We start from the raw sequence: 26,935 nt of genomic DNA on the forward strand, positions 1-26,935 counted from the left end.
CGTCCGTGAGCGCTTCTATCTCGTCGTCGGTCAGGCCGGTCACGTCGCCGTCAGCCACGGGGCACCGCCGACCCGACCGCGGGCTTCAACCGGGACGGCCGCGCCCTCGATCTTCGCCTTGAGGATTTTGTCAATGAACCACGGCACGGTGTGGACCATGACGGGGCGGGACTTGGAGTTGAACACGATCGCCCGCCACTGGGGCAGGGCGGCCAGGGCGGCAACGTCCATCGTGTTCACTTTCCGGGTGTTGGTCGAGGTGGACATAGCGCCGTCACGGCCGGTGGAGCTGCCATAGGTGATTTCGTCGTGTTCACCGATCAATGCGGCGATCGTTTTGAGAAATTCGTCGTCCAGGACACCGCCACCAAAGACCCGGTTGGATGCGGCATCCCAGAGGGTGCCCCAGCCGCCCTGGCCGAACGCTTCGATTCCTTGGGCGCGGGACTGGAAATAGGTGTTCAGGATGATCCCGAGCGAACCGTAGTACGAGTACACCGACGGAAGCTCGGGCCACTTCACGATGTTGGCGCACTCGTCCAGCTCCATCACCAAAGGCACGGTGAGGCGGCCGCCGTTGCTTTCGGCGGCCCGCTGCGCGGTCTTACAGATAGCCCGGACGAGAGCCGTCAGCAGGGCACCGCCGGAACCTTCACCGTCCTTGGAAAGCAGCACGAGAGTGTCACTGCCGGTGATGAATTCCGCCGGCTCGAATCTGCGGACCCCTTCGGCCGAAGTCCACAGCAGCAGCTCATCATCAGCGAGAGCGGACGCCATGCGCTGCGCGGTGGCGAACACGCTGCCCCGGGTCTTATCCGGTGACAGCATGACTCCGGCTATGGCATCCGCCGGCCCCTGCTTGCCGTGCTCTTCCAAAATCGCTTGAACGTCCTTGCCCAGTCCCCGTGCAATCCAGGTGTAGACCATCGACAAAGGCTGGCATTCCAGCTTCGCGGCCAAGAAGAAATACGCCAGCAAGTCCCGGCCGCTGGTATCGAACTGGGCGTCACCGCCCCTGTCCGAGGCCTTCCGGGTCGAGGCCTCGAAGATCGCGGCCAGCTCTTTCGCGTCGGCCGCGTTCTCGATGTAGTCCAGAGGGTTGAACACAAAATCGGGGGTGAAGTCCCGCCGGTAGATGCGGTTGGGGTCGAAGATGAACGCACGGCCGCGGTCTTGCCGGCCGGCCAAGGTTTCGCGGACTCCGTCAACCTTGTTTGAGGTCATGATCGCCGCTCCGGGTGCTTCGATCATGTGCCGGATGACGATGCCGGACGTTTTGCCGCGGCCGGGCCCGAACACGTACACGCCCAGCTCACGCCAGCCCTGCAGCACCCATTTCTTCGTCCCGATTAGCCGGCCCACGCTCTGCCCCGCCGGCAGGGACTCGGCGTTCGGGTGCAGCTGCGCGGCTTCCTTGGCGCGTGCCTTCTCGCGCAGTACCGCGGACTGCTTGAGGGTTGCCATATGCGCGATTGCGGCGTTTCCGCGCTTGTTCGCGGCCCGCCTAGCCAGCCAGGCCAGGAGCCCCACGAATACGATCAGCGCGAGAATCACGGCGACGATAGAGGCCCCGGTCGCTGCCGGCGGCCAGAGTGCACCCCGGAGGACCATATCGCCCAGGAGGGTAAAGAAGTTCCAGGAGTACGTGTGTCCGGTCGGCGTGATCGCCGCGCCGACGTGGACCGCGAGATAGAGCCCGCCCAGCAGCAGCGCTCCTAGGCCGGCTGTCAGCCACTTGGTTTTGGTGTCGTTCATAGGTGACCCCTTCGTTAGGCGGTTTTAAGTCGGCGCAGGATTGAGCGCGCTATCCGCGCTTCGTCGTCGGCTCCCACGAACCGTTCAGCGATCGACACGTCAACGCCGACCATGACCGCCATTTCTGAGGGCATGACACGGCTCTCAGCGAGGCGCTGCAGTAGCGCGTAGCGCTCCGGCCGTGTCGTCACGTCATACGTTTTCGCAACCCGGTAGGCCTCATGCAGCCAGTCCAGGACTGCGCGCACGGCGCACACGTCAGCGTCGATGTCCACGCCGTCCAGCTGGTAGCGAACCGGCACGGCCTGGCTGGTTATCCCGGCCAGGTCCTCGGTGTGCCGGCGCAGCGCGACGTTCAGCCACAGGTCCACGGTGACGACGTCGTGCACGGTGTTGGTGATCGTCCACTCTTCGTTAGCGAGATTGGCGATGGAAGCTGCCTCAGACATTGCCCACCACCACAATGCCCAGGGCCGCGAGGAGAACCGCGCCGAGGAAGAGCGCAACAGTCCCGCGTTGCAGGCTTCTCAGAGAGGCCGCAACAGACGGGCGGCGGCGCTTAACCGCGACGACTGCGAACATGATTGCCGCGCCACCGGCACCGATCACGCCCAGCACCACGAGCAGCTGCCCGGAGGTCGCAATCATCTCGGCCGTGGCCGAGGGAATGGCCAAGGAAGTGAGCGAGCTGACTCGTATCATGAGCTGGCCTTCGCCGGGTCGGCTTTGAGTGAGCCGGTGTAGGCGGGATCGACCTGCAGGTGAACGTGATTGCAGGTGTCCTCGAACTGCCGCACTCCCGCCAGTTCCAGCGAGGTCCCCGCCTTCGCACGGCATTGCACCTGGCCTGTGGCGGAGCCCGCAGGCATCAGGGGTAGCAGGGTTTTCAGGAGCTTGATTGCGTTAGCGTCCGCGCCCGTTGTCGGGGTGCGGTCCAGGGAGTAGAAGTCCACGGCGTGGCCGCCCCCGTTAGCCCAGTGGGAGCTGTCCGTGTTGCCCAAGTATTGGTTGGTGCAGAGCCGGTTAATGTCGGAGATCCCGACGCTGCCAAACGTGTTCACGGCAATGGTGATGACCTGCAAAATGGCCAGGTTGATTCCGCAGTTCGCGTGCACCTCACCCGCGGCGATCCAACGGATTTCCCTCAGGTGGTCCGGTGCGATCCCGGTGATGTTACCCGCGTCGATTTTCACGACCAGGTCGGCCGCGAGCTGCTGCGCATTGCTGCCGGTAACTGCTGTCGCGGCGCAGGCCGCGTCACCGCCCAACAGAGCGGCAACAACGGACTCTGCGGGTGCGTAGTAGGGCGTGTAGTGGTCAGGGTCTGCGTTGATCTGCACGGCGTGAGCTGCCGCGGTGGGCGTGACCGTCTCCCAGTTCGGGACCTTCACCAGGCGTTGAAAAAGAAACCGGCCGACACGGTCGGGTTCAGGCGCTGCGCCAGGGTGCCCCAGGTGTCGCGCTGTTGGAACAGGCCCCGGGAATCGGGCCCGGCCAGGTCGCCGTAGTCGATGTTGCGGAGGCCTGATTCGCCCATGGCCGTCATCACGGCCAACGTTTGGCCTTTCACGTTCACGCCCGCGGCCGCGCCCGCAGTGATGATCGCGGCGGCGTTGATGAGCTGGTCGCCGGAATACCCGGCCACAGGTTTCAGGCCGGTCGCCGTGGCGGGGCTGATGGTGGCCGCTACCGCGCAGGAGTTGTTCCCGCCGCCGGTGACGAACACGATGCCGGTAAAGGCGAAGACCAGTACGATCAGTAGGGCTACGCCCCCAAGCTTTCCCATAGTGTCCCCCTCCCCCGGTTACGCTGTCGCCGCGCCGGCTGCCATGGCCTCGTCGGTGTTGGTCACGTCGATTTCCCAATCGGAGCGGACGTGGTACATGTGGGTTTCCGGGTTGGAACCGTACTTGAACACGCAGTTTCCAACGTCCAGTTTCATCAGCGTCTCCGCGGTGTCCGCGGCGAAGTTGAACGTCTGAGTGACCCACTTAGCGTCCTCGTCGCGGTCCTGCCGGAACGCGTAAACCGTCTGTGCTTCCTGGACAACGGTGTAGCCGGGGCTGTCTTCTGGAATGTCGGTGCCCTTGTGCATCACGAACACGTTGGAGATACCCAAGGACCGGGAGAGCTTCTGGTTGGCCTTGACCAGGCGAGCGGAGGGCCCGCCGATCATGTGCCAGCCCTCTTCATAGACAACGTTGGTGATGTACCCGCGCTCGGCCCTCAACCGGCCCATCAGCCACATGTTGCCGATCGCCATAACCGTGGGCACCGCAGGGCCGTCGTCCGGGAGCTGGGACACGTCGAAGGTCGTCAGCTTGTGTGCCAGGTCAACGTTTCGGCTGGTCTCCCCATCGAAGACTCCCGCGTAGGTTTCCAACAGGTTTTCCAGGCCGAAACGGATCGACAAACCAGCCTGGTGGAATCGTTCCTTCGCACGGTCAGACAAATGCTGGTTCGCCGGTACGTCGCCCAGGTGTGGCAGCAAATCCGCCGTGGTGGCCGGGCGGGTGATGCCGGCCACGTCCCGCTGGATAAACAATTCCTGCAGGGCGAAGCGGGTCGCTTTCTCTTCCCACTCCGAAGCCGGCAGGTCATTGCGCGCGATGCGCGCAACCGCGTTGATCAGCAACATTTGCCCCTGCAGACCCGTACCTTGCGCGATCAGGGGGTCCATCAGGTTCAGGCGGGTGCCGGAACCGTCCGGGTCGAACCGCAACGGTTCTGCGCCCAGGCGGCGGGCCACGGAGGAGTATTCGCCCTCGCCGCCCTGGTCCTTCTTGTCAAACACCACGGCGCGGTGATTGCGCAGCAGCAACGGCCGCATGACCATCACCGTTTTGGTGAATGATGATTTCCCAGAACCCACCGTGCCGAGCACCAGAACGTTGGGGCTGGTGATGCGCCTAGGTGTCATGTTGTATGCGGTCGGTGCGTCGTGGCAGATCATCGTGGACGACAAATTGTCTGTCCCGTTGACGACTCCCTCGATCCCGGTCGGGGCGCCGATGATGCCCGTATTCAAAATCTCCGCCTGTCGTGTCGTCGTCGGTGCCCCGGCGAGGGCGGGTGCGTACCAACCGCGGGCGGCCGCGGAGGGCGATGAGCGCAGCCGGGAGCCGGGCAGGCTGAACGGTGTCACGTCTAGCGGCGCATGGCTTCCACCTGTTGCCGCGCTCTCGGTACCGGTCAGCGCCGGGGCCAGAGCCTCCGGGGCGACGAACATTTTCAGGAACGGAATCTTGGCCAGGCGCGGCTGCCGGCGCGGCATAGCCACGTTTTCGCCGGCGGCAGATGCGGCCGGCTTGGTCTTGATGCGGGTGTTGCTCATGAGATTGCTTCTTTCTCGCTCCGGCCGGAGAGGCGGCCGATGAAGCGGGTTGCGAAGGACGCCGAGTCAGCGCGGAGCCCGCGCCCAATCGGCCAAGTGCTGCCAGAAGCGGCGGCTTGAAAGGAGTCCTGCCAGTCCAGGCGGTCGATGCCCAAACCGGTGGAGCAGGCTTCTTCGAGCTGCCGTGAGGCTTGCGCGAGTTCGTCGCGGCTTTCGGCGGAAATGGTGATGTAACCGACCCAGGAAACGCCGTGGTGGTGTGAGCCGGCGGACAGGTCCGCGGCGCGCCGCTGCGCAGCCGACATTCTGGTGGTCGAGTCGTCCGAGACCAAACGGCCCTTCTCCTGGTCAGCAACAACACCGGCCATATCGCGCACAACGTCGGCGCGGGCGGCGGCTTTAGCCTGGCCCGCGGGGACCAAGTGCAGGTGGAAGGAAACCGTGCGGACAAAGGTGAGTTCCCGCCCGATGAGCAGGTCCAAGCTCCACAACGGTGACCGGCCGGCAACGGCCAGGTTCTCCCCATGGATCGCGGCGGTGCGGTGCCACCAAGTCACCGCCGGAGCGTTCTCGTCTGACTCGCCCGGGTGCACGAACGTGGGATCGAAGCTCTCGACCACATGCGCCGAGAACTCATCATGCGAGGCCAACCCGAACTGTGTGGGTTCGACCTGGCGCACCAGGTCAATGGGCATGCTCGGGTTTTGCTGGTGAATAATCAGCGCGGCCGTCTGCTTGGCCGTCAACGCGACCACGTCACCCTCACGCGCGTCTGTCAGACCGCGCACGGTAGCCCCGATTTCATCGTCCATCAGAGCCCGCCACGCGTCACGACCCGTACCGAACTTCGCGGCCGCATCCGTGAACTGCTGAGTCAGCGGCCAGGACACGACAACGTAATGCCGCTGCACCATGGCGTCCGCGCTGGCCCGGCGGATGACCTGGTCATAGGACCTGGTCTGCGCGTAGAAAGACTCCCGCTGCGCGTGAGTCCACGGGTTCTCCGTCGTCTCGGTCTCTAGGCGATTGGTCACCCAGAGCTGCTGCCGCGCCGAGTCCGGCGGCAGCACACGAGTGAGCGGCTGAATGTCGCTGATCAGCGACGACGGCGAAGCCCGGCGGGCCAAGAACCGCCCCCAACCCGCAGACGCCCGCACGAGGGCCTGTGCGGTCTCCATCCCCCGAAGCTGCCCGGAAACGCTGAACGCGACCGAGAGGTAGGGCTGCTGCCCAATCGGGGCATGCCAGGCGATACCCGGCAGGTTCGCCGCGTACTGCAGCCAACCCATCCCGTCGGCGCCGTCCGGGTTCGCCCTCATCTGAGCCAGAGCCCGAGCCGCGGCGGCCTTCTCCGGCTTGGTGCCGACCGTGGCGAGCTGCTGCAGCCGGGCCCACTCCTCATCGTCATACGGCGTGTACACGTCCGTGCCCAGACGTTGACGAGAACGCCACCGGGACCTCTTGGCCCGACGCTGCAGGATGGTGCCGCGGTGCGTGCGCGCGGTAACAAGCATCGTCACCCCGGCACCGCCGGCAGCGATCAGCAACACAACCAAAGAACTAGTCAAAGCCATGCCGATAATGCCGCCCACGACGAACACGGCCAAACCAATCGTGCGGCCCTTCGAGGACGTACCGCCGAAGAAGGACCGGTGGCCAGACTCGCCGCCGAGGTAACGAATCGCGGTGTCCTTGGTGTTACTCATGAGGTCGAGTCCTTCCCGTAGTGGTCTTCATGGTCATCGACTGGTTCAGCCGCGGCCGCGCCCACAGAGTCAGAGACCTTCTTCGTGGCGTTACCGGCTGCCATAGCGCCGGCCACGATCATTGTCGGGACGCCGATAGCGGCACCCACACCCGTTGAGGACTCAGCAGCGCCAGCGGCCGCCGCACCCTCCGCGGCGGTGGCCGCGGTGGCTCCGCCCGCAGCTGCACCACCGCTTGCCGCTGCCCCGCCTGCAGCGCTGCCTCTAGTGGCCGCGGTGATCGAGGAGCTAGCCTCCTCAGACTCAACGCCAGCCCCGCCGGAGCTGGAAGCTCCGGAACTGGACATGCCAGCGCGAGACGACGTGGAGTCGGCCCCACCGCTGCGAGAGGACCCGCCGCTATCGGACTGTGAGCTAGACCCAGAGTCGCTGACTCTCGCATCGGCCTGCTGCATAGAAGTAGAACCAATATTGCCGGCGCGGGAAGGAGCCCCGCCACTGCCGCCCATGGGCAGAACCGGTGCGAACTTGGTCAGCAATACCGGCGAGAGCCCTGCGATCAACAGCGACAGGATCGACACCACCAGCGTTACCGTGCGCTGCAGCGTGGCGTTTCCATCGAACACATTGATGGTGCTTGACACCATCGAATAGGCGATCGCGAGCATGAAGAACAGCAACGGGTGAGACGCCAGGATGCCAAACCACAGATAGGAGATCTTCAACCCGAAGGAGCGCTTTGTCGGGTCAACGATCCAGACGAAACCGAGGGGAAACAGCACCCCCGAGAAATACAGTGTGATGAGCTGCACGATGAGGATCAGCACCACGATCAAGAGGCCAATGATCATGAAGATCATGAGAATGATTCCGACGATCGCGCCGCCGGCCAGGCCCGCGCCGTTGTCGTCGTGGCTCAACATCTCGGAGAACTTGTCCACGATCGTTTGCGCGGACGTGTTCACTCCCCAGCTGATGAGCGAGTCCGACAGTGCGCCGAAGAACTTCACCAGAACCGCACCCACTGCCGGGCCAAACGCTGCACCGACGAGGAACAGTGGCGCGTACAAGCCCAACGATTCCGCCAGGTCCCGGCCCGACTGCTGTCCACGGGCGGTGCGGACGAACTGCGGAATGAGCAAAGCAGCAAGCACGAACACGGCCAAGCCAAAACTGATCCGATACGAGCTGATAAACCAATCAGCCGTCAAATCAGGCAGGGTCGCATGCGTGATCGCAGGCAACACATCATCAGCCAGGCCCTTAGCGCCGTCCTGCAACATCTTGAAAGAGTTACCAGCCGGGTCAGACCAGAAATTCGCGAAACCCTTCGCTGTTTCCACAGCACCACCAACAGCACCCCCCACACCATTGGCTATGTCACCGATTGCCCCACCGATGCTCTGTGCACCGCAAAGAATCGTCCCCAAGGTGCATTCAGGCTTGGCGGCGGCGGGCAGCAACCCCACGACATTCACTAGCAGCCGCCCGTGTATCGCTGGCCGCCAGCGGCCAGCTTGGTCTGGTCCACAGCTGTGCCGCTCTCGACATGCCAAGCGGAGTTCTGCCAAACCATAACAAGACCAATTCCGGCTACCTTGCTCGGGCTAAGTGCGCCGTCAATTACGTATCCGACCGCAAGCTCCACGGTCACGCGGTCAACAGTGGAATCTTCGGTAACGCGCCACAGCCCGTTCGTTGTCGAAGTGTGAAAAGGCGTTCCAGCGGGCACGACTCCCTGGGTAGCATCATTGCCTGCGGCCACATAAGACGCCGCAATGTCCTTCCATACGTCTGTCGCAGTATCGGCCATAACCGTGGTGCTCACCGTCCCACTGTCCGCGACCGACGGGTAGGGATATTGCCACAGGAAGCGATAGAACGAGGTGGCTACTTCGACGGCTCCAAATGAGGTGTGCTTCGCCGACTTTTGGGCGGCGAGGACCATGTCTGCGGTGCGGTCCTGGCCGCCGAGGCAGCCAGTGGGCGCTACGTCCCCTCCGCCGTCGCCCGCGCCGGAGCGTCCCGGGGTTGCGGGAGCGGATGCGCTCGGTTCGCTTGTTGCCACTGCGGTTCGCTCGCCCGGCTGGGCGGCCGAGTAGGCGATGCCGCCGGCTACGCCGACCACGACTACGGCTGCGCCGATGACATAGGGCCACCGGCTACGGCCGGCTTTGGTGTACATGCGCATGCTGTGCCTCCTAGGGGGTGGGCTGTTAGCCGACGAAAGTGAGGATCGCGCCCACGATCAGTGCGAGAGCGGCGAGGCCAGCCAGGGAGACGGCCGCCCAGAGTGCTTTCTTGCGGCCCTGAGCGTGCTGCTGCGGGTTCGGGTTGGCGTCACTGGAAGCGCCGGCCATGCTCACCAAACCCAGGGCCAGGTACACGATCGAAATGAGGATCGAGATTCCCCAAATCGCGGTGATGAGCTTCTGCCACAGCTGGGTGAACTGGGTTCCTCCGAACGAGAAATCGGGGATCAACCCATTGAGAGGGTTGTCCACGGAAAGGGGCAGGTTCGCGAGGGCGGTGTAAATCAGGTCGTTCATTGGTGTGTGCTCTTTCAACGGTCGGTCGAGACCGTATTTTTGAGGGAAATGACGACGGCCGCCGCGGCGGCCGTGAAGGCGTCACGGGTCGCGGGAGCGAGCTTGGCGAGGGTAATTTGCTGACGCTGGGCAATGTGGGCGTCGTAGGGGACTTCGTGCAGCGACGTCACGCCAGCTTCTTTCAGGAGGCGCGCGACCTCTTCACTGACGGCCTTGTTTTCAGGGCGGCCATCCGTGAGCCGAATCGCGATCGCGGCGTCGGCCAGGCGCTGCGGCTGGCCACCGGCCTCGCGCAGTTCCTCGAGTAGCTGGATCGCTTCCAGGACCGAATCCCCGGCGTTCATGACCGGGATGACGAGCACATCGGCGACGGAGACCGCGCCCTGGAAAGCGGAGGAGGTCGTGACGTTACCCGAGTCCATCACGCGGATCCCGTAGAACTCATCGATGACCTTGCAGAGCGAGATCACGGCCTCACCTGTCAGTCGGTCCCGCCGTCCGGTCGAGGCGATCACGTCAGCGAACGACGTTTGAGGGGCGGTGTAGCCGTGGAGTCGGCCGGCGGTCTTGACCTGGTCAATATCGTGCACCAGCTCCCCCAAGCCCAGCTTCGGGTTCCCTTCGGCCCGGTAGCCCAGCGCTCCCGGATCGTCGGAGACTTCCAGGACCGCCGTTGATCCCCCACGGATGGACGCGATGACACCTGCGAGGATGACCGCTGTGGGCGTCTTCCCCGTCCCACCCTTGGGGTTATTCACCAGGACGGAAACGGCGCGCGTCCACGTCGCCTGCCGCACCACGGTCTCAGCCGCCAGACGCGCCGACGCAACACGGCGGGCCTCCACTTCCTCCGGGCTCGGCTTGACCGGGAACCCCATTCTGGCCAGAGCGCCGCGGAAACCCGTGGTGGCCTTTCCCGAGTCGGTCGCAGTCGATGCTGCTGCCGGTCCCCCGAACAGGACTGATGTTGAATCAGTCGGCAGGGACGATTCCGCAAAGGCGTCGGCCGATGACCACGGTGGGATGACGACGAGTGGTGACACAGCCGGGATGTCGGCTTTGAACTGGTCCAGCTCCGCTGTTTCCTCGGCTGGTTCCTGCCCCTCTGGTGGGCGCTTCCAGGTGTCCTCTTCGATGTACTGGCTTGCGCGTGCCGCGCCGCCGAAAACAGTGCCTTCATTTCCTTGACTGTTGTCCGCCATAAATTCTCCTACTCGAATAGTTTTTTTACATATTCGAGGGAGATAGAGCAGTCCCCCGACCTCCTCTCCAGTGTCCCATGTTCACGCCGAAAATCCACCCAAACGGGGGTGATTCTCGAAGTTTGGGATATAATTTTTGCCTTTTCACCGGGAAATTGAACATGTGTCCCCCAAAGTGCCGACACAGACTGAGGTTCACGTCGCTTATACCATGTGTCACCGACACTCAAACGTGATGCCCATGTTTGTTGGATATGGCCATGAACGCCCCGCCATCGCCTACTTCCGCCCTCACCAGAACGTTGGGAGTTCCGACAAAATGAACGACATGCCTGGAATCAATGCTCCCGAACGGGTCGACCGTTTCCATGAGGCCTATTCCGCCCCCACACGAGCGATCGTGTTGCGCATTCTTCTTTAAAAATCCCGCACGTACACCGAGCTTTTCGACCTCATTCCCGAAGACGTCATGTCTCGTAACTCCGTGCATGAAGCGCTGAAAGACCTAGGCCGGCTCGGCTACGTCCAGGACGACGCCCCAGAGGACAGCAAGCGCAGGCCGGCTAAGACCACGTTCTGGGCGTGCCGCGAACTAGTCGCCGACGACCTCGGCGCCACCGTCGCCTACCTCCTTGGCTAACCACTCCCCCACGCCCAGTCCGCTCCGGCTCTTTTCGGGGATAGGGGAGCCGCCTCATGCTGCTCATGGGTATAACAGAGCAAACGATCTACACCTGGCTGCACAACGGTGAGATTCCCGCGTTCCATGTCGCTAACCGTTGGATCATCCGCAAATCTCAGCTGCGCCAGAAGCTCCGCGACACGAGCATCAAGACATTCGGGAGGACTAATGTCCGACACGCCGAACCAATGTCGAGATAACTGTTACCGGTTAACGGTTGAGTAGTCCCATGCGTACATCAAACGGTGGAAGGAAGTCCAAGGGAGCCCGCGAGCTTCTTGGCACGCGGCCCTCCTCGCTGCTGGCGGAAGCCGCGCGAGGCCGAGTCGATGAGCTCGGTATCTCGATGAGCGACTATCTTGCGATTCTGCTTGCCCACGACCTCGGCATGCCGGAGTACGCCCCCAAGACCAACATCCTTATTCGTCAGATGGAGCTGCCTATCGCAGACGTCGCTTAAACGAAAAGACCCGCCGCTTTCGCGACGGGCCTTCTAAGTTTCGTAGCTCAAACCTTCTCTTGCTTGCCGGCGGTAGAGGTTGGAGCCAATCAAAAGATCCGGATGAACCGGAGGCTTTTGTGTACCCACTCCGAGGAGGAGGTGTTCTCATAGTAACCGATGTGCACGTTTTTGACCTAGTACCTGACTCTTCGACTTTTGTGGGCGTGTCTTCCGAAAAATGGGATGCGTGGGCTTTGACGCGTCGGATGAGTCCGCGGGGTCAGGTTCGTGTGATGAAGCGCGACGCGTATGGGCGTGTGGATGAGAATAGTTACCCTCTGATCCACCGGGTCGGTCCCCTTGCACCCACGACGCCGTGGGCGTTGAATCTGGCTGATGAGGCCGGGTTATTCCGGGTCCTTTGTTTTGACTTTGATGGCAAGGATAAGCATGGCGTTGACGCGGAGTTGATGGAGGAAGCCGTCGATGAGTGTGATGTGCTTTCGGGCTTGTTGGGTGCTTTGTCGATTGAGCATGTGGTGTGTCAGTCCTCGGGGACGGGTGGCCGTCATATTTGGCTCGCGCTCCAAGAGGGCGCTTCGAAGGGCGTGGTTGCCTTGGTGGCGGGTGCGGCGCGGGCAAATTTCCGTCGTTTGGACCATGGCATGTTGCTGAACACGGTCACGGGTGCGGCGCGGCCGCCCTTGTCGCCGCACCGGGATGGGAGTAGTTCTACCGTGTTGCGTGGGAGTGTGAACAGTTTGATCGCCCCGTCAACCACGATCGCGGACTTGGCCGCTTTGGCCGCGGTGCTCGAGGCGCGTAGGCCTTCCCTGCGCGCGGAGGATAGTGCCCCGTCGGGACCGGTCACCGCAGACCACCGGTCGCACCGGCGACTGAGTGCCGCTGGTAGCGCCCATATGGCCACTATTGACGGTGGCAGCAACCCGAGCTGGACGGGGTTTATGTGTTTGCTGGCGGCGGCGAACGCGGGTTGGCAGCTGGCCGACGTGGAACACGCCGTGAAAACGGCACCGGGTTTGGAGCATTTCCGGACGAAGAACACCGGGCGAGGTTCTCGCAGGCCCCGGGCCGCAGGTGAGGCGCGTGCCCGGCTGGGCCGGCAGTGGGATAAGGCTCAGCAGTACGCCGCGCTCCAACGCCCCCTGCCGGCTGTACGGGAGCCGCAGGACCTGTCGGAGCTGGACGGGATCGTGACTGACGTTCAGGCTCTCCTGACCCGGTTCCGGGTCAGCCCGGGCCGGTGGGGGCGTACGGAGGCGTCCTCCAATCAGCAGACCATTCTGAGTTCCCTGGCCTACTTGACCTTGCAGACGGGTAAGCGCACGGTGGCCGCCGCGATCCGGGACCTGGGCCCGATGGGGGGCCTGGGACGTACGACCGCAGCAGCGGCTCTCATAGCCCTCGCCAAGGCCGGGTATGTCGAACGGGTCAGTGCTAGCGACGATGGCAACGCCGCCGAATGGCGCCTAGCGTCCACGTTATCCACAGCCCCTCGAACAGTCCGGTCACAACCATTAGATAACCCCCGCCCCCCGAACGAAAACACGTCAGCGCCGGCTCGTTCTGTGGCTGAGCTCTTTAACACCCGGACCCACCTGGTGGCCGTGTTGGAGGAGCAACTTACGGATCAACGACATGATCTCTTCACGCGCGGGGCCCTGGGGCATCTGGCGGGGAAGCTTTATGCCCTGCTGCGGCAGTACCCGAGTCTCACTGTTGATTCAGCTGCTGGTCTTTTGGGCGTCACAGCCCGGCATACGGCCACGATCCTTAGTCGTTTGCGGCGTTATAAGCTCCTGGTTGTTCACCGTGATGGGTGGGCCAGGTCCAAGCAGGATCTTCGGAATCAGGCGGCGTCGCAGCTGAACGTGCTGGGAACCCTGTTGGTTCGGGCGGAGCGGTATCGAATCGAGCGGGAAGTGTGGGCGTGGTGGCAAGCGGAACTGTCCACGATGCATTCAGCCCCGAGGAGCCGGCCGAGGCGCCCGCACGTGTCGAGCCGGCCTTTGTTTGAGGCGAGCGGGCGGGGTGAGCGGGTGTGGCCGCGGTACCCGCGAGCCAGCACGAATCGTGCTGATCACCGTGCTGCGCTCGAGTTGGTGGGTGCGGGTGTGCTCAACCCTGAGAACCGGTGGCAGTACCTGGGCGAGGCGGCGTAACGGGCACCGTTTGGTGTGGCCTGTTGTTGGGTGGGTCGCCGTCAACAGCGGGGATGTTTCGCTCGGCTGGTCCTGGAACGTCGCTGACCTCAGGCACCGATCGAGGTTGTCCGGTGCCTGAGGAGGGCGTTGAAGTTGACGCTTGGGCCGGAATTGGTGGTGCTGTGTATTACGACGCGGTGTATGGGACAACGGAGTAGCGTTTCAGCATGTCGTCCGTGCCAACCATTCTCAGCCAGACCGGGCTGCCCGTGCAGTTGCAGTTGGTCGAGCTCACGGATGAGTACGTTCTGATCCGACTGCGCGGAAATGATCTGCATGCCAGCGGGCACCATGGCACGCAAATACCCATCGTTATGGATGAATGGTTCACGCTAGAAGATGCCCAAGGATCGAGGTGTGCGCTGGTGCAGAAAAGCTCGGGCGGTGGCCCCTTCATCGGGCAGGTTGACCTTGCCTTCACTCGAGCTCCTGAAACCGATTTCGGTGCGGAGCTGACGCTGTCCTCCGAGAACGTGCACCTGATATTCGCTATTTAACTTAGTGCAGCGCCCGGCAAGAAGAGGCGGCCCCGGTGAGCGGGTCTGGCCGCGGTATCCGCGGGCCAGGAAACCCGACTCACGCAACTTACTTGCATCTAACGCGATAATTTTTACGGCGTGACGATCAGCACGCACGCATCAATCGTCATTTCACTTATCAAGCGTGATTGTTGTGAGCGCAGTGATTACGGACACCCATGCCTAGAGGTTCTCGGAGGTGTCGTCCTCGGAGTTGTTGTGTGGTCCGGACGGAGAGACGCTGGGGCGGTGGCGTTCCCGGCGAGTCTTCCTGACGCGCCAGATAATGAAAATGATGAGGGCTGCCAGGGCGATGATGACGGCACTGTCACGGCCGGCGATTCTGGCTACGGCTTCATAGGAATTGCCGGCTAAAAACCCCAGGAGAACAAACCCGGCGCCCCAGACCAGGCCGCCCGCGGCGTTGAAGGCCAAGAACCGGGGATACGGCATGCGCGAGGTCCCGGCTAGGGCTGGCATGACGGCGCGGAAGAACGCGATGAAGCGTCCGAGGAAAACAGCCGCGCTCTCCCCGGCGGCGGAGGAAGTCCTGCGCCTGGTCAAGTTTTTCATGTTTTTTCCGAAGAATTCGCATTTGGAGAATGCGTGGGCCGAAGTGTTTGCCGATCTCATAACCTACGGAATCACCGAGGATCGCCGCGAGAACGACCAGAACCATCATCAGCCACAGTTGCACGTGTCCGCGGCTGGCTACCACCCCGCCTAGCACGGCGGCGGTTTCCCCGGGCAGGACAAAACCCACGAATAAGGCGTCCTCGGCGAAAACCAAGCACGCCACGATCAGATACGCCAGGACTGGGGTGACATTGAGGATGCTGTCAACAAACCCGCTCACCGGCGCACACCGGTCAGGCCCGACGACACCTGGTTGGGCAGCACGACGGATTCAGTGCCGCTACCTAACCCCTCGCGCATGGCGCCCCTGAAGGTTCCTAACCGCAGGCCAAAAATTGTGGGAGTGACTTTCACGGTCATCCTCCTTGCTGACCTGCCAGGGCCCCACGGGTGGTGTGGAACGCGTGTTCCTGCCCGATCATGGTCTTTTCCTCCGGCCAGCACTGATGTGACCGATGATACATTGGTGAGTCTTTGTCAGGGATTCTGGTGTAGATACCGGCTGAGCCGTCACGGCTTCGGGTGCAGTCCGGCGTGAACGACACGGCACCGGTGCGGAACCCGTATCCACGGGGGTACTACCGGCGCTGCGGGCCTTTGAAACGGCCCTGGGATCGAGTGAGGGAATTGACCGCCGGGGTTCGGGTACGCTGACACCATCGATGCGACTCCCTGGGGAGACGTCGGAGCAGCGTACTTTCGCGAGGTCTTCACTTTCGCCAGGGCCAAGGAATGGGCCAAGCTCATTGCCGCCTATGGCAAGGTCGAAGATGAAATAACCCGTGAGATCGTCGGGCCCAAATTCACCTTCGGATAACTCAAAGAGGAAGAGCACAGCGTGGAGCGGCTGCGCCGCACCGATGCCGCCCACCCCTCTTTCCTGGGTGAACCTCCTATCAACCTGGCCGCGAGGCCGCAGCGCGGGTGGCGTCTAGCCTCCCACGTGCCCTAAGGAAGACATGAAAAAGTTCACCCCTCCCGTCCCTGCCTTGGGGCTGCCGCTCCGCTCGTGGTGGTTCGTGGCTGCTTCGCTAGCCCTATTTGCCCTCACCCTGACCGTCGGCACCCTGGCCAAGGTTTATGGCTCCCCAGGCCCGGACCTTGCATGGGACGTCGACATGATCCGTGAGCGGACCACGGCGCTAACAGTCCTTGCCATGGTGGTGAATAACGTGCTGTCTCCGGCCGGAAACGTCCTCATCCTGCTCCTAATCTGTCTGGTGCTGCTGGTCGCGTTCAGGAAACCACTCACGGCCCTGGCCTTTGCATCCACGGCTGCTATCGGCTGGTTCTCCTCAGAAATTGGGAAAATCACCGTCACCCGGCTCCGGCCTCCCTCCTTGATTACCCACGCGCTGATCATGGAAACTGGACACGATAGCTTCCCCAGCGGCCACACAGCCTTCGCCGCCTCCCTCGTGTGGGCCGCCGTTCTCGTCCTGGCTAACAGCCGCAGGCAACGCATCGTCACCGCCATCATCGGCGCATTCTTCGTCGTTGCTGTTGCGCTGTCGCGTCTGTATCTGGGTGTGCACTATCCCACGGACGTGCTGGGATCCCTCCTGATCAGCACAGCCGGAATCGTGCTCTGGCTCCCCTCTGGAACAGGCTCATCGAGCCCCGACTCCGCCACACGGCGCTCATCAGCAAACTAACCTCACTGCCACAGCCCCACCGCACGGTCAACAAATAATCTCCAACCCCGGCACCTCACAGCGCCCAAGACGAACGTCGGACGCCATGGCGCGGACTGTGCCGCCGCTCGTTCGCAATACACTCCAAGGCGTCGGTGCAAAGGTGCGAAACCACGGAGGGCCGGCCGGAGCTGCGAAGAAGACCTCGGGCTCACCCACCTCAGCAGCCGCCAATACGCCCGCCCAGCGGCACAGTCCTCGCGCTCCTTGTCGCTGGTCTGTCGAAGAAAAACTTGGAATGAGGGATCCCGATGACCGCGGAACTCTTCGACCTCGTCGCAACGATCTTTCGGCGCCTCACTCGCAACCGGCAGGCTTCCCGCTGGCGACCCAGCACGACAAATACGAGGGGATCACGAGCGAGCCGCAACCGTTCGTGTCCCAAGCACGATTGAGCAACGCACCGAGGTCATCAGTTCCAGAGCACTACGCGATCAACTCCTGAACTCAGCGACATCCCACCGTCGAGCATCTTGAGCCGGGCAGCTGCAGGTTCACGCCGCACGACTTTCGTCGCTTGTTCCCCACTGACCTTGTAAACCACGGGGTATCCCCAAACCACGGGCTATTCCTTGGAGCGGCATTCCTTGGGCCCCCCGGCGTCCAACGCCTTACACAAAGTGCCGCGATGTCTCTTGGACGCGCCCGGCCCGGCCCTCCTGTGTGGTTGCTGTGGTGTGTGGTGGTCGTGCTGCGGATTTGTTGAGGTGCGGTTATGGTGCTTGCATGCGCGAGAGCGACGTGGGGGTGTGGTGATTCATCGTCAGATTCTGACGTGTCGTGAGGCGTGTGCGGCGCTCGTGAGGGTGAGTGAGGAGTGCGCGGACGCGTGTCTTGCGCTGGACAGCGACGCAGAGAGCACTAGTTGCTTCTTGGCTAACCTCGATTGCGCGGAAACGTGCCGGTTGGCGAAGATGATGTTGTCCTGGTATTCGCCCGTGGGCCGGTTAACAACGCTCCGGCTCCTGGCCACGTGTCTGGCCGCCTGCGCGGCGTCGAAGAGCGCGTGTGAATTACTCGCAGACAAACATGATTCCTGGGAAACGTGTTCGCTGGCGTGTGATCGAGTCAGCGAGGCCTGTGCCTCGCTGATTGCCCTTCTGAAACAATCAGCTGGTGCCACGTCAGTTGGATGATCGGATGAGTGGCCGTCTGGGCCTGGTCCGACGGTGGTTCCTGGGGCGCGTTAGGCTATTCGGTGAAGTCCAGGTCGGGCCAATCGAAGTCGGTGGCCGCTATCGTTTCCTCTGTTGAACACGAGGGTGGTGCGGTCAGGGCGTGGATGCGGGCGTTGAGCGCGGCGAGTACCAGAGTCGTGTCGGGTCCCGTCCACCGGGAGCTCTCAGGGATGCTCAGCAGTGCACTCATCGGGCCCACGAGCATGGTCACGATCATGGTGTTTCCGTCATCGTCCACGGCGGGGAGGTCCAGGGTCTCGGTGGTGTGGCTGATTCCGAGCACGGTGACCAGCTCCAGGAGAGCGTCCGCGACATCGTCGGGCGTCAGGAACGACGCCCCGCCGTAAAAGATCCGTTTCATACACCCCACCGTGGACCCGCCCAGGCCACGGGCCAAGGCCCTTGCGCACGAGGGCTATCGGCGAGGCCAGCCACGTCACGGGTGTCCTGACCCCGTTATGTTCGCTATCGTTTTGGCAGGCATCGACGACAGCGCTAGTAAGGGCTACTCGGGAAGTAGTTCGAACTTGACGCCGTTGTGTTGCACGACGATGCGTAGCCTGTCCAGGCTGGCGACGACGAGATCGGCGTGCAGGTCGGTGGCGTCATGGGTTCCTTCGACGCCGATGGTGGCGCAGCCGGCCGCGCGCGCGGCTTCGAGGCCGGCGGGTGCGTCTTCGACGACGAGGCAGCGGGCCGGGTCGAACCCGAGGCGGGCGGCAGCTTCCAGGAATGGTTCCGGAAAGGGCTTACCCCGGCCCGTGTCCTCGATAGTGATGATGGTCGCCGGTGTCGGGACGCCCGCGGCCGCCAGGCGAACGAGGCAGAGCTCCCGGGTGGCGGAGCTGACGATCGCCCGCCGGTGCTCGGGGATGCTCGCGAGCAGGGGCCCGGCACCGGGGAGGATCGTGATGCCCATCGTGTCGGCGAGCTCGATCTGGGTCAACCGGATGACCGCGTCGTCGATCTGATCGGCCGGAATCAACGTGGCCAGCATCTGCCGGGCCGGCACCCCGTGGCTGGCACCCCGGAATGAGGCGCCGAGGCCCGCTTCTTCGGCCCAGCTCAGCCAGGACCGGTTCACGGCGTTGGTCGAGTCCACGAGCGTCCCGTCGTTATCGAACAACACCGCCTCGAACACCCGTCCGAGGAGGGTGTTCTCGCTATCGGGTGAGGTCCGGGGTGTGTGAGGTTTGGTCGGGTCGGCCGTGAGGTTGGTCATGGGTGTCCTTTCCCGAAGTCGCGGTGCACGGCCCCGGATACCCCACAATTCTCCCCCCTTCGCGCTCCCCGGGTCGAAATATCACCGTGACACCAGTCTCGAAACCGTGACGGTGATGCCGTCAGGAGCAAATTGGAGCCGCTGCGCGGCACTGTCCGATGGGCCTTTTTGTCCTTTCTGGCGTTTCACCGTAGCTCCCGTCCGTGCCTTGCGTCACCCGGGTTCTCGGACGCGCCCTGCGGGCTTATTTCGCCCGGGAATCCGTGCACTCCGCCTCTTCCGGTCGCTGTCGATTTCTCTTGCCAGATAGGGCAAAAAAACAGTTGTTCACGAAGGAGAGAGAACCCATGACCGAGTCAGATTTCGATTACGAGAACACCTATCCCCGGGAATGCTACGCCTCCGGGTGTGCCTGCAGCGGGTGCCGGTCCGAAGGTGCCACAGGCACTCAGCCGGGCGAAACCTGCACGGCCACCCGCTACGCCGACAGCTTCGCCTAGATCGAGGGAAAAACTCATGCTCACAACTCAGATTCCGTCCCTGACTCCCGGAGTTCTCGGGGCCGAAAACCTGCTCAGCAGCGCCGATATGTCGACGTTCTGGAACAGCCAGAGCTACCCCAACCCCAGAAGCCGATTCGTCATCGTCATGACCCCGAACGGCTCCCGCGTCAACGCCTGCGCAACCCCGAGAGGAACCCGCTAATGCTCACCATCACCCACACCCACGAAGCCGGAACCCTGATTGCGGGCACCAGCCGGGGCGACGGAACCGCCGACGTCCTCAAAATCAACGGATGGCGCTGGGGGCGCAGCATCAGGGCCTGGTTCGTGCCGCAGTCCCGGGACCGCCTGCCCAAGCTGCACACCATCACCCGCACCAAGTCGGCATTGGAAGCCGCGGGGTTCGAGGTCGAAACCGACATCGACAGCAGCCACCGCCCTACCGCTGAGGTCGAGGCCGGAAAGATCGAGCGTCAGGCCGACCGGGTCGACGCCCTGGCCGCGAAGGCAGAGCGTAAGAGCGGTGCCGAAGATGCCGCCTGGAACAATGCACGCGCAGCGCTGGACCGGCTGCCCGAGGGAGGCGAGCCGATCAAGGTTGGCCACCATTCCGAAGGCCGACACCGTAACGCGATCGCCACCGCAGATAACGCCATGCGTAAATCAGTCGAAGCCAGCGAAGACGCCACCACCGCCCAGGCACGCGCCGACGCGGCCACCCACACCACCGACGCCCGTTACAGCCCGGTCACCGTGGCCAACCGCATCCAGACGTTGGGCGCTGAGCTCCGCCAGCTCGAACGCCGCATAACCGCCCCGTGCTACGACGACACGCGCGGTTGCCTCGATGCCACGGCTGAGCAGATGACGGCCCGGGCGGCACGCCTCGCCCCGCACATCGAGGAGAAGCGCGACCAGATCGCCTACTGGGAAGCCGTGCGCGCCGCCCAGGTCGAGAGCGGAACAGCCACCGGCTACGACCGCTCTACCGTCAGAAAGGGCGACCGGGTGAAGATCCGCGGCCAATGGCGCGAAGTCGTGCGCACCAACGCCAAAACCGTCAGCGTCACCACCGGCTACACGTGGACGGATACCGCCCCGTATGCCGAGATTCAGCAGCTCGTGCAGCCCGAGTAAGCACGCCGCAGCGGCCGGCCCACCCACGGGCCGACCGTGAGGGGCATCCCCTCACACTCCCCCACCAGGTGAACCCGGCACGGAGGCCGGATCCCCGCGGAGCCGGCCATTCCGGCCAGCCTTTTTCAAGACTTTTCTTCCCTTGGTGGCCGGTCATCGTAGTTCGCTTCCTGCCTGCGTCACCCACACTCTCGCACGCGGTCACAGGCTCCCTTATTTCGCACGAGACTGCGGGCACTATGGCACTCCCGCTCTCAATCGATTTCTCTTGCCACCCAGGGCAGAAAAACGGTGGACGACACAACAACCACTGCCCAGAGAACCCGGGACCCCGGGCCACTCACCAACCGAGGAGAGAGAACCCCATGACCACCGCCATCCGCAGCATCAAGATCACCCCAACCGACACCATCACCACCCTGAACCTGGACGAGCGCAACATCGGGACGGACATCTGCGCCGCCATCGGCTGCCGGATGTTCGACGTCGTCGGTCTAGTAGACAGCATCGACCTCTTCGTCGACGACGAAGGACTCATCAACGGGTCCACCCTAAACCTGCCCGCGACCGTCCTGGCGCACCGCCTCGGCTCCCCCACCGTCATCTTCGGCACCGCGATCGCCGTCAGCGTCACCCCAGACGGCGAAACCGTCGGCCTCACCGACAGCCAGCTCAACGACGATCCAGAAAGCATTCGCGCAGAAGCCCGACGCCGGGACCGTCGACGCCCTCGTTGAAAGCCTCTCTCCGTTCCCCACTGTGGTGGGCATGCTGCGCAACATCTAACCACGACAACCGGCTGGCCCTCGCGGGCCAGCCGGTGAGGGCGACCCCCTCACGCTCCCCCGGCGCCGGGCCGGGTGGAGGTCTGGCCTGTGAAATCGGGCTGGCGCAGTCACCCAATGACAGCAATACAGGCATTAGTGGTAATAGCAGGAATAGTGCTAATGCTGGTAATGCTGGTAATGTGGGCAATAGCAGTAAAAACAGCATTGCCACTTATGGCACTTATGGCACTAATGACAGTATTAGCTGTATTGTCATTATTGACGTCAAACGAAATGAGCGAATATGACTCAGGTACTCGATCGCACCGCCTTGGAACGCGTTATCGCTGTCATCAACGGCAAGGGAGGCGTCCTCAAGACGACACTCACCGCCAACATCGGTGGCATGCTCGCCAACAACGGATACCGCGTGCTGCTCGTGGACCTTGACCCCCAAGGCAATCTCGCTGAAGACCTCGGATACACCGACGACGACAGAGACGACACCGGTCGCGCACTCGCACAAGCACTCATGTTCGGCGGGGGAGCAGCGCCAATCAAGGAAGTCCGGCCGAACTTGGACGTCTTCGCGGGAGGCCCTGCTCTCGACCAAGCCACGGCCGGGCTCTCTGCAAAGGCGAACAAAGACCCAGACGGCGCCAAGCTCGCCGTCGCGCATCTACTCGCCCCGCTCGCCGGCGACTACGACATGATCCTCATCGACTGCCCGCCCGGCGATGAGACCCTCCAGACGGCCGCCGTCGCCGCTGCGAGGTGGGCACTCGTGCCTGTGAAGAGCGACAAATCAAGTCGCAAGGGACTCGGCGCCGTCGCTGCACGCCTCGACGCCGTCCTGGGCGTGAATCCGACCCTCGACTTGCTGGGCGTCGTTCTCGTCGACGTCGGCACATCCGCCCACGTCGTCCAGCGCGAAGCTCGCGAACACATCGCGGAGCTCTTCAATGCTGACAACAACGTCGTCTTCACCGCCACGGTCCGTCATAGCGAAGCAACCGCCCAGGCCACACGAGAACGGGGCCTCCTCGTCCACGAACTCGACGCGGAGGTACGAAAGGGCCCGAAGTGGTTCGAGATCCGCCGAGGCGAAGCCCAGGCACAAGCTCTCGCACCTCGGACAGCCTCATCCGTCGCAGACGACCTGCAAGCCATCACCCAAGAAGTTGTGGCCCGAATCACCGCGGCCGAGAACCAGGAGGCCCTCGCATGAGCGACGACACCCCCAGCCGACAAATCGGCGGCTTAGCGCACCGTGCCGGGACTCCCGACTTGAGTCGTCTGCAAGCCAGAAACCGCACCGAACCCACAGTGCAGCCCGTTCAGCAGCCCAAGCTGTCCAAGCCTGCTGCGGCTCCGGCACGGAAGGCTGCCCTTATGGCAGAACCGACCGCGAGGATGACCACGTACTTGTCTGCGCAGACTAGAGATCGCGCGCGGGCAACGTACCGGGCTACGAGCCACCTCGAGGGCGACAAGAGTTGGTCTGACTTCGTCGAACGAGCGATCCAAGCCGAAGTGGAACGCAGAGAACTCCTGCACAACGCAGGGGAGCCATACGAAGGCGATAGCTCGCCGCTGCCGGTCGGGCGGCCACTCAGCTAATCAGATGTTTATCTGATGTAGTGTGTGGGCATGAGTACCGCGACTTTTACTGACCTTTTGCGTAAGCCCAAGGAGGTTCTGGCTCACATTGATGAGGGTCAGGTCCGGATCACGCGTCGTGATGGTGACGATCTCGTGATCCTGCGCGGTCACGATCTCGACGTCCTCGAGAACGGTATCGCGCTCTCGAGCAGGCTGATCCGGGCGATCGGGCGGAACAAGGGCGACGTCGCGGCGGCGTTGACTGATCTGTTCGCTTGGGCGGGGAGTTCACCCCGGGGAGCTCGCCGCGTACGCGGCTGAGATTGAACAGCTCGTTTATGCCGCTAGTGAGCTCGGTACGTTCGAGCGTCTGCTGCGGGCGCAGCAGGAGTGGCAGGAAACGGCCGTCGCCTACGCGATGGGCATGCGACCTGTCGAGCCGATCGAGCTGCCCGCCGCCCCGGTTCGCGTCGAACGCCCGTAGGTGGCGGGGAAGCGTGGTGTCGCGGTTCCGCGACCGATCAAGGGCACCGAGTACGAGCTCTTTTTTGGCAACACCGCAGCCCAACGCGGCTGGACGGATTTGAAGGCGTCCGCGAAGAACGCCCTCGCGGACGCATACGACTATCTCACCGCGCATCCTGCGCGGTACGACCCTGATCGTTGCTACCAACTCCGTGGGGATCTCTCCACGGTCCTGGTCGATGGCGTGGTCATGCCGCAGTGGCAGTACAAGGTCACTGACGGTGCTCGCCTGTGGTACGCCGTTGACGAGCCCAACGCGAAGGCGAAGAAGCCTGGACGCGTGTACATCACGAAGGCTACGACCGGTCACCCTAACGAGACGGACTCGACGAAGAACTTCCGGTAGCTACCACGAACAGCCTCCACCGCCGGCGCCGACAACGACCAGGCACACGGCCTGTCGAGGATCCTCTGGCGACTCGGGGCGCAGCGGGGGAGCGGGCTGGCGGTCTACTTCTGTTTAGGGCGTACCGTCTGGGCTTCGGCGCGGTCGCCGCGGGTGCGCTGCTCGCGTTCGCTCGTGCGTGACTGATCCAAGTCGGCGCGCAGCTGGGTGAGCTGCTGCTCGAGGGTGTCCCGCACATCGGTGACGCGCTGCTCGGCGTAGGAACGCTCCCGGGCGGCCTCGGCCGTGGCACTGTCGCGTTCGCTGCTGACAGTGGCCAGGCGCCCGGTGAGGACGAGCGCTTCCGCCCGTGCGCTCTCGCGCTCGACCCGGGCCTGGTCGAGCAACTCGCGGGTGCTCGCAGCCTCCGTCTCCGCACGATCGGCGCGCGCCACGGCGGCGTCGGCCTGCGCGGCGGCGTCACGCGCGGCCGCCAGGGCCTCGTCCTTGGCCGTGGTGGCCGTGGTGACGAGTTCCCGGGCCTCGGTGAGCTGAGTGGTCGTGGCGGCGTTCTCGTCGGTCAGAGCGGCCACCTGGACCGTGAGGGCGGCGATCTCTGCGGCCGTGCGTGCGTTGTCCTCGCTCGCGACGACCAGGTCGCCCTCCAGGGCGGCGGCACGCTGCTCGAGCGCGGCCAGGGCGGTGCGGAGTTCGTCGACCAGGGCAGCGGATTCCTCGGCTGCCGCGTCGGCTTCTGCCCGTTCGGCCTCGGCCTTGCGGGTGGCGGTCTCGGCCCGGTTGGTCCGGGCGGCCGCCGTGGCGACCTGCTCGGCCGCGCCCGCGGTGACGGCCTCGATCTGTGCTTCGGCCGCATCGGGATCCGCGACCGTGCGCAGCTCGTCGATGAGGACGACGAGCTGTTGCTGCAGGTGTTCGACCATGCTGGCCACCTGAGAGCGCAGCACGCTGGCCCGCTGACGTGCGGCATCGACGGGGAGCCTCTCGTCCTCGACCGTGCGCTCGATGCGGCCGGACTCGGCGCGGCGGGCCCGCCACGCAGCGGCCCGATTGTGGCCGGGGTTGATGCAGTAACCGGCCGGCCGGCCGACACCGGGCGTGGCATCCACGGGCTCCTCGCAGCCGGGGAAACCGCAAGTACGCACATCGGTGATCTCGGGAAGACTCATACCAATATCGTATCACTCAGAACGCAATACGTAAACGTAATACGAATAACGATAACGAATTACGAAATAGGAGCCTCGTCATCGAGGGCGCGGGACCCGCTTCGGCCGGGTGCTGTGCCGTCATGCACACGGATGACCGGGGCGCGGCACCCAACTGCGTGAGCTGGTCGGCATGATCTATGCCGAACGGCGGGAGAGTGGTGCCGAGGATTCCATGAATCGAACGTGTGTCGGCTTTACGATCTCGGTGCGCTTGGAGTTGATCGATTGCGGGCAGTCAGCCTGTGACTAGGCGCGTTCTAGATTTCGCCATCTCACCGAGATCGTAGAGCCGACTCGTGTATCGTGCCGCGCGGCATAATTTGGTCCTCGTCGCGTTTTCGGGAGGCCGGGTAGTGGTTCGTTGCGAGTTCATTCATCCTGTCGCTGGTGCGGACAAACCGAATCGTGGGTAGAGGACCTCGAAACCGATGTCCAGGCCCCCGTCTAGTGCGCGCACCGAGTGTCCGCCGCCGGGGATTTCCCGAAGTGTCACGGCCATGCCGGCTGATTGTGCGGCGCTTGCGACGACTCGTTGGCCGGCTAGTACACCGGGGTCGTCAGCGCCGGCGGTGAATATCGCGACAGTGTCTACGTAGCGGTGCGCGGCTAGCAGGTTGACCGGTCGTTGGGCGTCGTACGCTTTCTGGTCGCCGCCGAAGATGTCCTTGAGAGTGGCCGCCTGAATCTCGGATCCGGGGAAGGACTCGCCGGAGATGTCGATGACGTTGGACCACAGGTCGGGGTGTTTGGCGGCCAGGGAGATCGCGCACTGGCCGCCGTTAGAGAAACCGGCGATTGTCCAGTACCGGTGATCTTGGATGATGTTGAGGTTTGCCTTTGCCCAGGTGACGACATCGTGGGTGAGGAAGGTCTCCGCGTTCCCGTATGTTGCGGTGTCCAAGCAGAGCGGGTCAATGCTCGGGTCCCCGAGTTGGTCGGCCACGATCACAATGGGGGCCAAGCCACCATGCAGGGCCGCATCCCGGTCCAAGGTCGCGGCCACGTACTGCGGGTCGGGATTCCCGGGTTGCCCCATTAACAAGATGACCAAAGGGAGAGCGGGAGCATTTGGTACGAGAGCGGCCGGAGGGAGATAAATTCCAGCCGGACGCGAGGTGAACCCGGATCCGGGGTTAGGAATGATCTGACTACCTGTGGTTCCACTGGCGGGCATTCCGGCAGGCGGTACCCAGGTTTGCCAAAGCGGACCGGCCAGAGGACCCGGAGTTGGAGCCTGGGTGGGCGCCGTCAAAATGATGGGCGTTTCCGTGCTGATTCCAAAGAGAGAGCCGAGGGTACGATTCAGTCCAAAGCCCGCGTTGATGCCGAGGTCTCCAGTGATCAGGAACAACAGGATGGATCCTGCCGCGATTGCTTTCCGCGCCCGCCGGGAATCCCACAGGTTGGCGATGGCCACACTCGAGCCGCCGCACGCGGCAGCGAGCCACATATAGGTGACTGTCCCCAATGACATGCCAAAAAGATTAAGAACCCGGACACAGACGAACCAGACCAGGACGGCAACGAGCACTCCGAGGATCACGGCGGCCGAAGCCATCACCGTCCAGCGCCAGCTCAGTTTCTTAAACAGCAGAAACAGCAGCGCGAGACCGGAGGCCACAAAAAGAAGACGACAACGGGCCCGTCGACGACACTAATTTTCCAGAAGTCGTTGATCTTGGCTCCACCAATCTTCACTTTGGC

General features: G+C 63.4%; 29 protein-coding genes and 1 pseudogene. 13 read left to right on the forward strand and 17 right to left on the reverse strand.

The genetic code is table 11. The annotated features are described in order from the left end of the window. Positions 1–39: 39 nt before the first annotated feature. From RGU41_RS00180 to RGU41_RS00230, 11 genes are all read right to left on the reverse strand, one after another. A complete protein-coding gene (locus RGU41_RS00180; RefSeq protein ID WP_322135116.1) occupies positions 40–1,755 on the reverse strand; it encodes a TraM recognition domain-containing protein in 1,716 nt (571 codons plus the stop codon). Between the two features lie 14 nt (positions 1,756–1,769). Beyond that, a complete protein-coding gene (locus RGU41_RS00185; RefSeq protein ID WP_322135117.1) occupies positions 1,770–2,204 on the reverse strand; it encodes a hypothetical protein in 435 nt (144 codons plus the stop codon). Beyond that, positions 2,197–2,430 (reverse strand): hypothetical protein, encoded by a 234-nt coding sequence (locus RGU41_RS00190; RefSeq protein ID WP_322135118.1) that lies wholly within the window; start codon positions 2,428–2,430, stop codon positions 2,197–2,199. The genes RGU41_RS00185 and RGU41_RS00190 overlap by 8 nt, the downstream gene beginning before the upstream one ends. A 23-nt stretch (positions 2,431–2,453) precedes the next feature. Beyond that, a complete protein-coding gene (locus tag RGU41_RS00195; RefSeq protein WP_322135119.1) occupies positions 2,454–3,146 on the reverse strand; it encodes a hypothetical protein in 693 nt (230 codons plus the stop codon). Next, positions 3,143–3,541: a hypothetical protein gene (locus RGU41_RS00200; RefSeq protein WP_322135120.1), complete on the reverse strand. Its 399-nt coding sequence runs from the start codon at positions 3,539–3,541 to the stop codon at positions 3,143–3,145. The genes RGU41_RS00195 and RGU41_RS00200 overlap by 4 nt, the downstream gene beginning before the upstream one ends. 18 nt (positions 3,542–3,559) lie before the next feature. Beyond that, positions 3,560–5,089, reverse strand: coding sequence for an ATP/GTP-binding protein (locus RGU41_RS00205; RefSeq protein ID WP_322135121.1), 1,530 nt, complete (start codon positions 5,087–5,089; stop codon positions 3,560–3,562). Then, positions 5,086–6,795 (reverse strand): hypothetical protein, encoded by a 1,710-nt coding sequence (locus tag RGU41_RS00210; protein ID WP_322135122.1) that lies wholly within the window; start codon positions 6,793–6,795, stop codon positions 5,086–5,088. The genes RGU41_RS00205 and RGU41_RS00210 overlap by 4 nt, the downstream gene beginning before the upstream one ends. Continuing rightward, positions 6,792–8,138, reverse strand: a complete 1,347-nt coding sequence (locus RGU41_RS00215; protein ID WP_322135123.1) for a hypothetical protein — start codon at positions 8,136–8,138, stop codon at positions 6,792–6,794. Before RGU41_RS00215 ends, RGU41_RS00210 begins: the two co-directional genes overlap by 4 nt. A gap of 134 nt (positions 8,139–8,272) precedes the next feature. Next, positions 8,273–8,986, reverse strand: a complete 714-nt coding sequence (locus RGU41_RS00220; RefSeq protein WP_322135124.1) for a hypothetical protein — start codon at positions 8,984–8,986, stop codon at positions 8,273–8,275. A gap of 25 nt (positions 8,987–9,011) precedes the next feature. After that, on the reverse strand, positions 9,012–9,344 hold the full coding sequence (locus RGU41_RS00225; protein ID WP_322135125.1) for a hypothetical protein: 333 nt from the start codon (positions 9,342–9,344) through the stop codon (positions 9,012–9,014). A gap of 14 nt (positions 9,345–9,358) precedes the next feature. After that, complete coding sequence (locus RGU41_RS00230; RefSeq protein WP_322135126.1) at positions 9,359–10,546, reverse strand: hypothetical protein; 1,188 nt, start codon at positions 10,544–10,546, stop codon at positions 9,359–9,361. 469 nt (positions 10,547–11,015) lie between these two features. Here RGU41_RS00230 and RGU41_RS00235 point away from each other — a divergent pair, with 469 nt between their 5' ends. From RGU41_RS00235 to RGU41_RS00245, 4 genes are all read left to right on the forward strand, one after another. After that, on the forward strand, positions 11,016–11,186 hold the full coding sequence (locus RGU41_RS00235; protein WP_322135127.1) for a hypothetical protein: 171 nt from the start codon (positions 11,016–11,018) through the stop codon (positions 11,184–11,186). Positions 11,187–11,251: 65 nt separating this feature from the next. Continuing rightward, entirely contained in the window at positions 11,252–11,428 is a 177-nt protein-coding gene (locus RGU41_RS20600; protein WP_416173127.1) for a helix-turn-helix domain-containing protein, read from the forward strand. Positions 11,429–11,457: 29 nt separating this feature from the next. Continuing rightward, on the forward strand, positions 11,458–11,688 hold the full coding sequence (locus tag RGU41_RS00240; RefSeq protein ID WP_322135128.1) for a hypothetical protein: 231 nt from the start codon (positions 11,458–11,460) through the stop codon (positions 11,686–11,688). A gap of 2,383 nt (positions 11,689–14,071) precedes the next feature. After that, the gene (locus RGU41_RS00245; protein ID WP_322135129.1) at positions 14,072–14,392 is read left to right on the forward strand and encodes a hypothetical protein; all 321 of its coding nucleotides are present in this window, start codon (positions 14,072–14,074) and stop codon (positions 14,390–14,392) included. Positions 14,393–14,596: 204 nt separating this feature from the next. Here RGU41_RS00245 and RGU41_RS00250 read toward each other — a convergent pair whose 3' ends face one another. Together RGU41_RS00250 and RGU41_RS20605 are read right to left on the reverse strand one after the other, a co-directional pair. After that, positions 14,597–14,848 carry a hypothetical protein gene (locus tag RGU41_RS00250; RefSeq protein ID WP_322135185.1) on the reverse strand — a complete coding sequence of 84 codons (252 nt, stop codon included), beginning with the start codon at positions 14,846–14,848 and terminating at the stop codon, positions 14,597–14,599. Then, positions 14,769–15,269, reverse strand: coding sequence for a DedA family protein (locus RGU41_RS20605; protein WP_416173123.1), 501 nt, complete (start codon positions 15,267–15,269; stop codon positions 14,769–14,771). Before RGU41_RS20605 ends, RGU41_RS00250 begins: the two co-directional genes overlap by 80 nt. Before the next feature lie 435 nt (positions 15,270–15,704). Here RGU41_RS20605 and RGU41_RS20610 point away from each other — a divergent pair. Next, a pseudogene (locus RGU41_RS20610) lies at positions 15,705–15,866 on the forward strand (Chromate resistance protein ChrB); the annotation flags it as partial. A 142-nt stretch (positions 15,867–16,008) separates the two neighbouring features. After that, a complete protein-coding gene (locus RGU41_RS00265; RefSeq protein ID WP_322135130.1) occupies positions 16,009–16,704 on the forward strand; it encodes a phosphatase PAP2 family protein in 696 nt (231 codons plus the stop codon). A 1,230-nt stretch (positions 16,705–17,934) separates the two neighbouring features. Here the strand turns inward: RGU41_RS00265 and RGU41_RS00270 are convergent. Both RGU41_RS00270 and RGU41_RS00275 read right to left on the reverse strand, forming a co-directional pair. After that, positions 17,935–18,282 (reverse strand): hypothetical protein, encoded by a 348-nt coding sequence (locus RGU41_RS00270; protein WP_322135131.1) that lies wholly within the window; start codon positions 18,280–18,282, stop codon positions 17,935–17,937. Positions 18,283–18,426: 144 nt separating this feature from the next. Continuing rightward, positions 18,427–19,143, reverse strand: coding sequence for an HAD-IA family hydrolase (locus RGU41_RS00275; protein WP_322135132.1), 717 nt, complete (start codon positions 19,141–19,143; stop codon positions 18,427–18,429). A gap of 516 nt (positions 19,144–19,659) precedes the next feature. Between RGU41_RS00275 and RGU41_RS00280 the strand changes: the two genes are divergently transcribed. The 7 genes from RGU41_RS00280 to RGU41_RS00305 all read left to right on the forward strand — a co-directional run bounded on the left by RGU41_RS00280 (position 19,660) and on the right by RGU41_RS00305 (position 24,023). Beyond that, on the forward strand, positions 19,660–19,848 hold the full coding sequence (locus RGU41_RS00280) for a hypothetical protein (protein ID WP_322135133.1): 189 nt from the start codon (positions 19,660–19,662) through the stop codon (positions 19,846–19,848). Continuing rightward, positions 19,848–20,783: a DUF3560 domain-containing protein gene (locus RGU41_RS00285; protein WP_322135134.1), complete on the forward strand. Its 936-nt coding sequence runs from the start codon at positions 19,848–19,850 to the stop codon at positions 20,781–20,783. The genes RGU41_RS00280 and RGU41_RS00285 overlap by 1 nt, the downstream gene beginning before the upstream one ends. Positions 20,784–21,148: 365 nt before the next feature. After that, entirely contained in the window at positions 21,149–21,520 is a 372-nt protein-coding gene (locus RGU41_RS00290) for a DUF3846 domain-containing protein (protein ID WP_322135135.1), read from the forward strand. A 334-nt stretch (positions 21,521–21,854) separates the two neighbouring features. Then, entirely contained in the window at positions 21,855–22,778 is a 924-nt protein-coding gene (locus RGU41_RS00295; protein ID WP_134559686.1) for a ParA family protein, read from the forward strand. Between the two features lie 185 nt (positions 22,779–22,963). After that, positions 22,964–23,170, forward strand: a complete 207-nt coding sequence (locus tag RGU41_RS20615) for a ParB family protein (protein WP_369125169.1) — start codon at positions 22,964–22,966, stop codon at positions 23,168–23,170. Between the two features lie 30 nt (positions 23,171–23,200). After that, the gene (locus RGU41_RS00300) at positions 23,201–23,473 is read left to right on the forward strand and encodes a hypothetical protein (protein WP_322135136.1); all 273 of its coding nucleotides are present in this window, start codon (positions 23,201–23,203) and stop codon (positions 23,471–23,473) included. Between the two features lie 163 nt (positions 23,474–23,636). After that, a complete protein-coding gene (locus RGU41_RS00305) occupies positions 23,637–24,023 on the forward strand; it encodes a hypothetical protein (RefSeq protein WP_322135137.1) in 387 nt (128 codons plus the stop codon). Between the two features lie 104 nt (positions 24,024–24,127). Here the strand turns inward: RGU41_RS00305 and RGU41_RS00310 are convergent, their stop codons facing one another. Both RGU41_RS00310 and RGU41_RS00315 read right to left on the reverse strand, forming a co-directional pair. Continuing rightward, positions 24,128–25,189, reverse strand: a complete 1,062-nt coding sequence (locus RGU41_RS00310) for a hypothetical protein (RefSeq protein ID WP_322135138.1) — start codon at positions 25,187–25,189, stop codon at positions 24,128–24,130. A gap of 415 nt (positions 25,190–25,604) precedes the next feature. After that, positions 25,605–26,852: an alpha/beta hydrolase gene (locus RGU41_RS00315; protein WP_322135139.1), complete on the reverse strand. Its 1,248-nt coding sequence runs from the start codon at positions 26,850–26,852 to the stop codon at positions 25,605–25,607. Positions 26,853–26,935: the final 83 nt, after the last annotated feature.

This window comes from Cryobacterium sp. 10C3, from assembly GCF_034314285.1.
In the GTDB taxonomy this organism is placed as follows: domain Bacteria; phylum Actinomycetota; class Actinomycetes; order Actinomycetales; family Microbacteriaceae; genus Cryobacterium; species Cryobacterium glucosi.

Excerpts from the sequence above, each read along its gene's own strand:
- RGU41_RS00200 (WP_322135120.1), bottom strand. The coding sequence starts at position 3,541 with ATGGGAAAGCTTGGGGGCGTAGCCCTACTGATCGTACTGGTCTTCGCC.
- RGU41_RS00275 (WP_322135132.1), bottom strand. The coding sequence starts at position 19,143 with ATGACCAACCTCACGGCCGACCCGACCAAACCTCACACACCCCGGACC.
- RGU41_RS00210 (WP_322135122.1), bottom strand. The coding sequence starts at position 6,795 with ATGAGTAACACCAAGGACACCGCGATTCGTTACCTCGGCGGCGAGTCT.
- RGU41_RS00235 (WP_322135127.1), top strand. The coding sequence starts at position 11,016 with ATGTCTCGTAACTCCGTGCATGAAGCGCTGAAAGACCTAGGCCGGCTC.
- RGU41_RS00230 (WP_322135126.1), bottom strand. The coding sequence starts at position 10,546 with ATGGCGGACAACAGTCAAGGAAATGAAGGCACTGTTTTCGGCGGCGCG.
- RGU41_RS00310 (WP_322135138.1), bottom strand. The coding sequence starts at position 25,189 with ATGAGTCTTCCCGAGATCACCGATGTGCGTACTTGCGGTTTCCCCGGC.
- RGU41_RS00290 (WP_322135135.1), top strand. The coding sequence starts at position 21,149 with ATGACCACCGCCATCCGCAGCATCAAGATCACCCCAACCGACACCATC.
- RGU41_RS00220 (WP_322135124.1), bottom strand. The coding sequence starts at position 8,986 with ATGCGCATGTACACCAAAGCCGGCCGTAGCCGGTGGCCCTATGTCATC.
- RGU41_RS00295 (WP_134559686.1), top strand. The coding sequence starts at position 21,855 with ATGACTCAGGTACTCGATCGCACCGCCTTGGAACGCGTTATCGCTGTC.
- RGU41_RS00205 (WP_322135121.1), bottom strand. The coding sequence starts at position 5,089 with ATGAGCAACACCCGCATCAAGACCAAGCCGGCCGCATCTGCCGCCGGC.
- RGU41_RS00225 (WP_322135125.1), bottom strand. The coding sequence starts at position 9,344 with ATGAACGACCTGATTTACACCGCCCTCGCGAACCTGCCCCTTTCCGTG.
- RGU41_RS00270 (WP_322135131.1), bottom strand. The coding sequence starts at position 18,282 with ATGAAACGGATCTTTTACGGCGGGGCGTCGTTCCTGACGCCCGACGAT.
- RGU41_RS20615 (WP_369125169.1), top strand. The coding sequence starts at position 22,964 with ATGACCACGTACTTGTCTGCGCAGACTAGAGATCGCGCGCGGGCAACG.
- RGU41_RS00240 (WP_322135128.1), top strand. The coding sequence starts at position 11,458 with ATGCGTACATCAAACGGTGGAAGGAAGTCCAAGGGAGCCCGCGAGCTT.
- RGU41_RS00180 (WP_322135116.1), bottom strand. The coding sequence starts at position 1,755 with ATGAACGACACCAAAACCAAGTGGCTGACAGCCGGCCTAGGAGCGCTG.
- RGU41_RS00300 (WP_322135136.1), top strand. The coding sequence starts at position 23,201 with ATGAGTACCGCGACTTTTACTGACCTTTTGCGTAAGCCCAAGGAGGTT.
- RGU41_RS00265 (WP_322135130.1), top strand. The coding sequence starts at position 16,009 with ATGAAAAAGTTCACCCCTCCCGTCCCTGCCTTGGGGCTGCCGCTCCGC.
- RGU41_RS00280 (WP_322135133.1), top strand. The coding sequence starts at position 19,660 with ATGCTCACAACTCAGATTCCGTCCCTGACTCCCGGAGTTCTCGGGGCC.
- RGU41_RS00285 (WP_322135134.1), top strand. The coding sequence starts at position 19,848 with ATGCTCACCATCACCCACACCCACGAAGCCGGAACCCTGATTGCGGGC.
- RGU41_RS20600 (WP_416173127.1), top strand. The coding sequence starts at position 11,252 with ATGGGTATAACAGAGCAAACGATCTACACCTGGCTGCACAACGGTGAG.
- RGU41_RS00185 (WP_322135117.1), bottom strand. The coding sequence starts at position 2,204 with ATGTCTGAGGCAGCTTCCATCGCCAATCTCGCTAACGAAGAGTGGACG.